Raw genomic sequence first — 8504 nt, 5'->3', positions numbered from 1 at the left:
ATCGGCGACTGCCACTGAGTTGTAAAAGAGCCTGCACCGGCTCCGCCGGCCCCCACGCCGGCCGCGGCCTTGAGCGCGTACCCCGCGGCGAACCAGCCGATGACCGCGACCGGCAGCAGCGCCGGGATGCCCGCGTTGACCTCGCTCAGTTCGCCGGCGGCCAACCGGCACTTGGCGCACTCCTCCAGGTGTTTGCGCAGCCCGCGCTCGGCCCGCATCCGCAGGCCGCCGCGCGCGTACGCGCCCAGGCGGTCGGCGTGGCGTGCGCAGTCGCCGCCCTCGCTCAGCGCCGAGCTCACGTGCGCCTGCAGGTAGGCCTGCTTCAGCCCTTCCCGCGCCCGGCTGGCCAGCACCGCGGTGGCGTTGGCGCTCAGCCCGAACAGCGGAGCGACGGCGCTGGGCGAGGCTTCCTCGACGGTGGTGTGCCACAGGACGGCCTGCCACCGTTCGGGCAGGCTGCGGAAGGCCTGCATCGCCAGCGACTGCTCGGCCTCGTGCATGGCCCGTACGTCCGCGCCCAGTTCGAGCGTGTCGTCGCCGGACAGGCGCGAGCCGCTCTCGGCGCCGGCCGAGGCCTGCTCCGCGAACAGTGCGAAGTCCTCGACCAGTTGCTCGCGCCGGGCGGTCTTCGTCCAGGCCGCGGCCACCCGCCGCACCGTGGTGAGCAGGTACGCCCGGACCGCCTGGTCCGGCCCCGCCCCGCCGCGGACGGCCTGCAGGGTCCGGGCGAACACCTCGGCGGTCAGGTCCTCGGCCGTGTGCCCGTCGCGGCAGCAGGTGCGGGCGTAGCGGCGTACGGCGTCGGCGTGCCGGCGGAACAGCTGCTCGTACGCGCGGTCGTCGCCCGCGCGCATCCGGGCGACGAGTTCGCCGTCGGAGGGTGGCAGCACCGCCGCGGTCGCTCCGCTGCCCGATTCCCGCTGCGCCGGTACCTGGCGCGCGGGCAGGCTGTCCGCCTCGGCCTCGCCGCCCCCGAAGGGCTCTTCCCGACCGTCAACGCCCATCGCGGAAGCCCCCGCACGACACACTCAACCGGTACACCGGGCCAGCGTGTCACACGGAGGGCGCGCGGCGGCCCGCTGCGCTCAGATCCACTCATCCGGGCACATCCGGCGAATCACCGTGCTGACCTTCACCCGTTCGAAGGGTCGGCCGTTCGAGGACGCCACCCCGAAGCCCGGTACGCCCAGCCGCCATCCCGCTCGGCCCCGAGAACCCCCGAAATCCGGCGAGGCACCCCGCCGCCCGTCCCCCTCCGCCCCGAAGGCCGACGCGTGCCGACACGAGTCGGAGCGGTCCGACGCGCGACGGAGCGGACCGACGCGGGCCGGAGGGAGCCGACACGGGCCGGAGCGAGCCGACACGCGGCGGAGCGGTCCGACGCGGGCCGGGCCGGGAGGACGCGTGCGTCCTACCCCACCCCGCCCCGCCGCCGCCGCGTGCGCGAACAGCCGTCAGGCGCTGCGCGACCGCAGTCCTTCGAGCAGGATCTCCAGCAGCCGCGCCGAAGCCGCCGCCTGCTGGGCCGCATCCGGCAGGGCAGGCGCGGCCGTGGCTATCACCAGCAGCACATCGGCCACGGTGACGTCCGCCCGCAGCTCACCCGCCTCCCGCGCGCGGTCCACGAGCTTGCCGACCACCTCCAGGAGCGCACCCGCGCCCGCGTCCTCCGCAGGCTCGTCGTCCAGGGCCGTCCGGGAACCCACGACGCGCAGCTCGGGCTGCCCGACCGGTCCGGTGGCCTGCCGCTGCTGCGGCACCCGGGCCGCCTCGGCGCCTTCGGCGCCCTCCGTCCCGTCCTCGCTCGCCGTGCCGACGCGCAGCACCTGCGGCGGCAGCAGCCGGCCGGCGCCCGAGGCGACCGAGGTGCGCAGGAAGCGCGACAGCGCCTGCCACGGCTCCTCCTCCTGCCCCAGCGCGGCGCGGGCCTGCTCGGTGAGCCGGGAGGTCTCCTCCTCCGCTATCCGCCGGACCAGCACGTCCTTGCTGGGGAAGCGGCGGTACACGGTGCCGACGCCGACGCGGGCGCGCCGCGCGACGTCCTCCATCGGGGCGCCGTAGCCCAGCTCGCCGAAGACCTCGCGCGCGGCCCTCAGCACGTGCTCGAGATTGCGCTGGGCGTCCACCCGCAGCGGAGTCGAGCGACCCACCCCGTGCGTGGTGGGACCTGTCATGACGCGGCCGCCGCCCTCGGTCGAGAGAGCGGTCGCGGAACCATGGAAATCGGAAATATGCATATGTTTCCCCCGGTAATCTTTTGTCTCCCCCCGGAGACAGTCCCCGCCTTCGCGTCGAGGTGGCCGCGGTCAGGCGGCCTGGTCCTATGCCTCGACGAGATACGAACATAGTTGAGCCAGAGTCAATTCAGAAGAGGGAGCCCCGTACGGAGCGCCGCCCGATCGGAGCATTCGCCTCCACCTTTCCCGCTCCAGCCTCCGGAATCAGCCCTTCCACATGCTGTGACCTGCGCACCTTCCCCCTCGTGACTCCCTCCCGGCCACCCCGTCCCGGTGCCGACTCCGGTCACACGATTCGCCGGGCCTGTGGACAAAGTCCCGGCCACGTTGCGTCATGGGATGGTGAAGGCCTCAAACTCCCAGGGCTCGGCCCCCGGTACCCCGCCCCGGACGCGCATCCTCGTCGTCGGCGGCGGCTACGTCGGCATGTACACAGCACTTCGGCTCCAGAAGAAACTGAGACCCGACGAGGCCGAGATCACGGTCGTCACCCCCGAGCCCTACATGACGTACCAGCCCTTCCTCCCCGAAGCCGCCGCCGGCAACATCTCGCCCCGCCACGTCGTGGTCCCGCTGCGCCGCGTCCTCGACAAGTGCCGCATCGTCATCGGCGAGGCCCAGCGCATCGACCACGCCAAGCGGACCGCGACCGTCACCACCCTCGCCACCGACGAGGAAGGCGCCGGCCCCCTCCAGGTGGAGTACGACGAACTCGTCCTCGCCCCCGGCTCGGTCTCGCGCACCCTCCCGATCCCCGGCCTCGCCGACTACGGCATCGGCTTCAAGGCTGTCGAGGAGGCCATCGGCCTGCGCAACCACGTCATCGAGCAGATGGACATCGCCTCCTCCACCCGCGACCCCGCCATCCGCGACGCCGCCCTCACCTTCGTCTTCGTCGGCGGCGGCTTCGCCGGCGTCGAGGCCCTCGGCGAGCTGGAGGACATGGCCCGCTACGCCGCGCGGTACTACCACAACGTCAAGGCCGAGGACATGAAGTGGATCCTGGTCGAGGCCAGCGACCGCATCCTGCCCGAGGTCGGCCCCCAGATGGGCCGGTACACCGTCCGCGAACTGCGCCGCCGGGGCATCGACGTACGCATGGAGACCCGCCTCGACTCCTGCGAGAACCGCGTCGCCGTCCTCAGCGACGGCTCCCGCTTCCCCACCCGCACCATCGTGTGGACCGCCGGCGTGCGCCCCCACCCGATCCTCGCCGCCACCGACCTGCCGAAGAACGACCGCGGCCGCCTCGTATGCACCGCACAGCTCACCGTCGAGGGCGTCGAGCACGCCTGGGCCGCCGGCGACGCCGCCGCCGTCCCCGACGTCACCGCCGACGAGCCGGGCCGCGAGTGCGCCCCCAACGCCCAGCACGCGGTGCGCCAGGCCAAGGTCCTCGCCGACAACCTCCTCGCGTCGCTGCGCGGCGAACCCCTGCGCGAATACGCCCACAAGTACGTCGGCTCCGTCGCCTCCCTCGGCCTCCACAAGGGCGTCGGGCACATCTACGGCCGCAAGCTCAAGGCCTACCCCGCCTGGCTGATGCACCGCACCTACCACCTCAGCCGCGTGCCCACGTTCAATCGCAAAATGCGGGTGCTCGCCGAATGGACCCTCGCCGGTCTTTTCAAGCGCGAGATCGTCTCCCTCGGATCCCTCGAACACCCCAGGGCAGAGTTCGAACTCGCCGCCGGCGGCGGTCCCAAGGAGCCCCCGCCCAAGCCCCCGAAGCACGACGAAGGCTGACGTTGTCAGTGCCGGCGGCCACACTGGGCGTGTGACCATAGGTGGGCTCACGCCAGCACAGAGTGACACCGGCGCCTTGGCACCGGCACAGAGTGACACCGGAGCCTGGCACCGGCACAGCACCGGCACAGCAGTGGCACCAGCCCAGTGACTCCGGCCCGTGACACCGGCCCGCGACACCGGGCACAGTGACACCGGCACAGCCGCACCGGCGCCAGTGGCACGGCCGGCGACCGACCCTTGGACCACGAGCGACACCGACGAGGCTTGAACGCAGTGAACTTCACGCGCTGGAGCGCCCGGTTTCCCGGAACGCAGCGCCGCGCCGCCGCCCGGACCGAGCATGCCGCCGCCCAGGCCAAGCGAGGCGAGGGCTCCGTCCCCGCGGCCAGGGCCTCCGCCCCGGACGGCCGCCCCGCCGACCCCACCGTCTCCGGTACGGGCACCGGGTCAGGCCTGGCCGCCCTGCCGTCCCTCGACGAGCTCCCCGTACGCGAGGTGCTCGACCGGCTCCCGGCCCTCGTCGCACTCGTCCACGGCCCCGAGCACCGCGTCGCCTACGTCAACGAGGCCTACGCCGCCGGCTTCGGCTCCCGCCCCACGGGCCGGCCCGCCCACGAGGCCCTGCCCGAGCTCGGCGAACTCGGCCTGCTCCCCCTCCTCGACCAGGTCCTGCGCAGCGGCAAGCCGCGTACGGCCAAGAACCGCACTGCGCCCGGCGGCGGGAACTCGTACACCGTCACCTGCACCCCCGTCGCCTTCGCCGAACCCGCGGGCGAGGGGGCGGGCGTCCTCGTCCACCTCGCCGACGTCACCGACCACGCCGAGACCGTCGAGCGCCTGCGCACCAGCGAACGCCGCCAGCGCGAGGCCGCCGTCACCCTCCAGCGCTCCCTCCTCCCGCAGGAGCTCGAACAGCCCGACGACCTGCGCATCGCCGCCACCTACCAGCCCGGCGGCACCGAGGCCGCGGTCGGCGGCGACTGGTACGACGTCATCACCCTCGGCGCCGGCCGCACCGCCCTGGTCATCGGCGACGTGATGGGCCGCGGCGTCCGCGCCGCCGCCGTCATGGGCCAGCTGCGCACGGCCGTCCGCGCGTACGCCCGCCTCGACCTGCCCCCGCACGAGGTGCTCCAGCTGCTCGACGGCCTCGCCGCCGAGATCGACGCGAGCCAGATCGCCACGTGCGTCTACGCCGTCCACGACCCCAACGAGGGCCTGCTCGCCTACGCCTCCGCCGGCCACCTGCCGATCCTGGTCCGCGACGCGGACGGCACCGTCCGGCGCGCCGCCGACCCCACCGGCCCGCCGCTGGGCACCGGCGGCTGGCTGCACTCCTCCGGCACCATCGCCCTCGGCCCCGGCTCCACCGCCGTCCTCTACACCGACGGCCTCGTCGAGCGCCGCGGCGAGGACATCGACGAAGGCGTCTCCGCCCTCGAACGCGCCCTGGCCGGCGCCCAAGGCACCCCGCAGGTCATCTGCGACCGGCTGATGCGCGCCCTCGGCGTCGACGCGGACCACGACGACGACGTCGCCGTCCTCGTCCTCCAGCACCCCACCCGCACCGGCCCGGACGCCGAGCTCTTCCACAACGCCGCCCTCGAACTCCTCGGCGGCGTCGAGGCGGCCCCGCGCGCCCGCGCCTTCGCCCAGGGCGTCCTCACCTCCTGGCGCTTCCCGGTCGAGCTCTGCGACCTCGGCGTGCTGGCCGCCAGCGAGCTGGTCGCGAACTCCCTCCAGCACGGGACCCCGCCCATGCGGCTACGGCTGCGCCGCACCGACCGCCGGCTGATCGTCGAGGTCACCGACGGGGACGACCACCTCCCGCGGCGCCGGCGCGCCGAACCGGGGGACGAGACCGGCCGCGGGATCTCGATCATCGCCACCATCGCCTCGTCCTGGGGATCGCGCCGGACGCCGGGCGGCGGCAAGGCGGTCTGGTGCGAGTTCGCCCTGCCGGACAAGTAGCGCCCGCCCCGCCGCTGCCGCCCGTACGCCCTGGCAGCACGGGCCCGGCGGCACGCGGAAGGGCCCGCCCCCAGGGGACGGGCCCTTCCGTACGCATGAGCGTGTACGAGCCGTGCTGCCGCTGGCTACGCGGCGACGGGCTCCACCGCCCGGGCCGGCGCGCCGGACGCGACCGGCGCCGCCTTGACCAGCGACGGATTGTCCTGCGCCGGCGTCAGCTGCCGGCCGAGCCGCAGCGCCAGGGCGACGATGCCCAGCGAGACCAGGGCGAAGATCCCGACGTAGAGCATCGGCAGGCCGGCACCCACCGGCACACCCAGCGGCCCGAGGGCCAGCGCCATCTGCTTGACCAGCGCGAAGGCCGAGTTGTACTGCCCGACCGACCCCTCCGGGGCCAGGTCCGCCACCAGCGGTGCCAGCGTCGGCGACAGCATGGCCTCGCCGATGCCGAAGAGCGCGTACGTCGTCACGAAGGCGGTGGCGGCCATCGCCGCGCTGCCGTGCCCCAGACCGGAGAACCCGGCGATCAGCCACGCGACCGTCCAGATCAGGCCGACGAGCGCGATGACCCGCGACCGGCGCCGCTTCTCCACCAGCTTCAGTACGGCGAACTGGGCGAGCACGATGGCACCCGTGTTGGCGGCCAGTGCGAAGCCCAGCGTGGACGGGGTGATCCCCGCGGCCTCGGTGCCGAACGCGGCGAGCCCCGACTCGAACTGCCCGTAGCAGGCGAAGAACAGCACGAAGCCCAGCACGCAGAACTGCACCATCGCCTTGTGCGCCAGCAGCCGGCGCCAGCCGCCGCCGCGCTGCTGCGGGTCCTTCGGCATCGGCTCGGTGATCGCCGGGGCGTGCGGCATCCGCACGGACAGCGCGACCCCGGCCAGGACCAGGAACATCACGGCCTCGATGGAGAAGAGGAGCGTGAAGGAGGCGGGACGGGTCTCGTCGACGATCTGGCCGCCGAGCAGTCCGCCGATGCCCAGGCCGAGGTTCTGCATGAAGAACTGCAGCGCGAACGCCCGCGTCCGGGAGACCGGCGTGGAGCACCAGACGATCATCGTGGCGAGCGCCGGCTGCATCACGGCCTGGCCGGCGCCCAGGGTGAGCGCGGACAGCAGGATCGGGACGACCCCCGTGGACAGCCCGAGGGCCAGCGCGCCGACGGACGCGGCGACCGCCGCGCCGACGACGACGGGGACGGGACCGCGGCGGTCGATCACGCGACCGGTGAAGGGCAACGCGACCAGGGCTCCCAGCGCGAACGCGACGAACGCGCACGTCGCCGCCATGGAACCCAGACCGCGCACCTGCGCCACATAGAGATAGAGGAACGGAACCGTGAAGCCGATGCCGAACGCGGCGAGCGCGTTGCCGGCCTGGATCCGCCGCATCGCAGCGCCCATCACCTTGGTCACTTTTCACCTGTCCTTGATGTCGAAGACTTAAGACCTAAAGTTCAAGCGTTAAGAGTACACATCGAAGGAGTTAGACGCCAACGCGTTCGTGCCATACTTCCGCCCATGGGTGACACCCCCGAGCACACCGCGACCCCCGTCGGCGAGCCGAGCCTCGACGAGCAGGTCGCCCTCTACCAGCGCGAGTTCCAGGACCTCGACCCCCAGGTCGAGAAGGTCATGTCGGCACTGAGCCGCCTCAGCCGCCGGATGAACGTCGCGTACGGACGCCAGACCGCGGCCCTGGGCATCAGCAACGCGGAGTGGGAGGTCCTCAAGGCCCTCGTCCTCTCCGGCGCCCCGTACCGGATGGGCCCGAGCGAGCTCGCGAAGCAGCTGGGTCTCACGCCGGCGGCGATGACCCACCGGATCGACCGCATGACGGCGGAGGGCCTGGTCACGCGCGAGCGCGACGAGTCCAACCGGGTGCGCGTGATCGTGGAGCTCACGGAGGAGGGCCGCAGCAAGTGGCTGGAGGCGATGCGCTCCGCGTCGGTCTTCGAGGAGGACCTGCTCCAGGACCTCCGGGCCGAGGAGCGCGGGGTGCTGGGCGACATGCTGACCCGCCTGCTGGACCGCGTGGAGCGGCTCCAGAGCCGCGGTTGACACACCCCTGGGGGATCCGTAAAGTACTCCGAGTTGTCACGGAGTCGAACGGTTCCGGGGCAGCCGTCCCGCCGCCTCGTTGCGGCACCCCTTACTCAGCACGACCTCCCACCGGGAGCGAATTCGGCATGCCCGAATTCATTTCCGAGGCTCGATTATGAGCCGCCCGGGAAATCCGCTAGAGTTCGGGAGTCGGAACGGCCCAACGGGCCAGGAAGACAAGCCCGCTGACTGGGAGTCAGGCCCGAAAGGATCTGATAGAGTCGGAAACGCCGGAAGGGAAAAGCGCGAAAGCGCCGGAACCGGAAAGCGCCGAGGAAATCGGATCGGAAAAAGATCTGATAGAGTCGGAAACGCAAGAACGAAGGAAGCGCCCGGAGGAAAGCCCGAGAGGGTAAGTACAAAGGAAGCGTCCGCACCTTGAGAACTCAACAGCGTGCCAAAAATCAACGCCAGATATGTTGATACCCCGTCTCTTCGGAGA

6 protein-coding genes are annotated in these 8504 nt (G+C 72.4%); 3 read left to right on the top strand and 3 right to left on the bottom strand.

Going from position 1 to position 8504, the window contains the following annotated elements:
* Both GPJ59_RS29655 and GPJ59_RS29650 read right to left on the bottom strand, forming a co-directional pair.
* The coding region (locus tag GPJ59_RS29655) for a sigma-70 family RNA polymerase sigma factor (protein WP_219670995.1) at positions 1 to 1004 on the bottom strand (1004 nt) is incomplete at its 3' end.
* 450 nt (positions 1005 to 1454) lie between these two features.
* Positions 1455 to 2237, bottom strand: a complete 783-nt coding sequence (locus GPJ59_RS29650; protein ID WP_219670994.1) for a TetR/AcrR family transcriptional regulator — start codon at positions 2235 to 2237, stop codon at positions 1455 to 1457.
* Between the two features lie 339 nt (positions 2238 to 2576).
* On the opposite strand from GPJ59_RS29650, the gene GPJ59_RS29645 reads away from it, so the two are divergent.
* Positions 2577 to 3983 carry an NAD(P)/FAD-dependent oxidoreductase gene (locus GPJ59_RS29645; protein ID WP_219670993.1) on the top strand — a complete coding sequence of 469 codons (1407 nt, stop codon included), beginning with the start codon at positions 2577 to 2579 and terminating at the stop codon, positions 3981 to 3983.
* Positions 3984 to 4259: 276 nt separating this feature from the next.
* Positions 4260 to 5957, top strand: coding sequence for an ATP-binding SpoIIE family protein phosphatase (locus GPJ59_RS29640; protein WP_219670997.1), 1698 nt, complete (start codon positions 4260 to 4262; stop codon positions 5955 to 5957).
* A 125-nt stretch (positions 5958 to 6082) separates the two neighbouring features.
* On the opposite strand, the gene GPJ59_RS29635 is transcribed toward GPJ59_RS29640, so the two are convergent.
* The gene (locus tag GPJ59_RS29635) at positions 6083 to 7363 is read right to left on the bottom strand and encodes an MFS transporter (RefSeq protein WP_219670996.1); all 1281 of its coding nucleotides are present in this window, start codon (positions 7361 to 7363) and stop codon (positions 6083 to 6085) included.
* A 117-nt stretch (positions 7364 to 7480) separates the two neighbouring features.
* Here GPJ59_RS29635 and GPJ59_RS29630 point away from each other — a divergent pair, with 117 nt between their 5' ends.
* The gene (locus tag GPJ59_RS29630) at positions 7481 to 8020 is read left to right on the top strand and encodes a MarR family winged helix-turn-helix transcriptional regulator (protein ID WP_219670992.1); all 540 of its coding nucleotides are present in this window, start codon (positions 7481 to 7483) and stop codon (positions 8018 to 8020) included.
* Positions 8021 to 8504: the final 484 nt, after the last annotated feature.

Origin of the sequence: Streptomyces bambusae, from assembly GCF_019400985.1 — a bacterium.
In the GTDB taxonomy this organism is placed as follows: domain Bacteria; phylum Actinomycetota; class Actinomycetes; order Streptomycetales; family Streptomycetaceae; genus Streptomyces; species Streptomyces bambusae_A.
The sequence above is the reverse complement of the archived record's forward strand: the minus strand, read 5'-3'. Positions and strand labels throughout refer to the sequence as shown.

Excerpts from the sequence above, each read along its gene's own strand:
- GPJ59_RS29635 (WP_219670996.1), bottom strand. The coding sequence starts at position 7,363 with ATGGGCGCTGCGATGCGGCGGATCCAGGCCGGCAACGCGCTCGCCGCG.
- GPJ59_RS29645 (WP_219670993.1), top strand. The coding sequence starts at position 2,577 with ATGGTGAAGGCCTCAAACTCCCAGGGCTCGGCCCCCGGTACCCCGCCC.
- GPJ59_RS29630 (WP_219670992.1), top strand. The coding sequence starts at position 7,481 with ATGGGTGACACCCCCGAGCACACCGCGACCCCCGTCGGCGAGCCGAGC.
- GPJ59_RS29650 (WP_219670994.1), bottom strand. The coding sequence starts at position 2,237 with ATGCATATTTCCGATTTCCATGGTTCCGCGACCGCTCTCTCGACCGAG.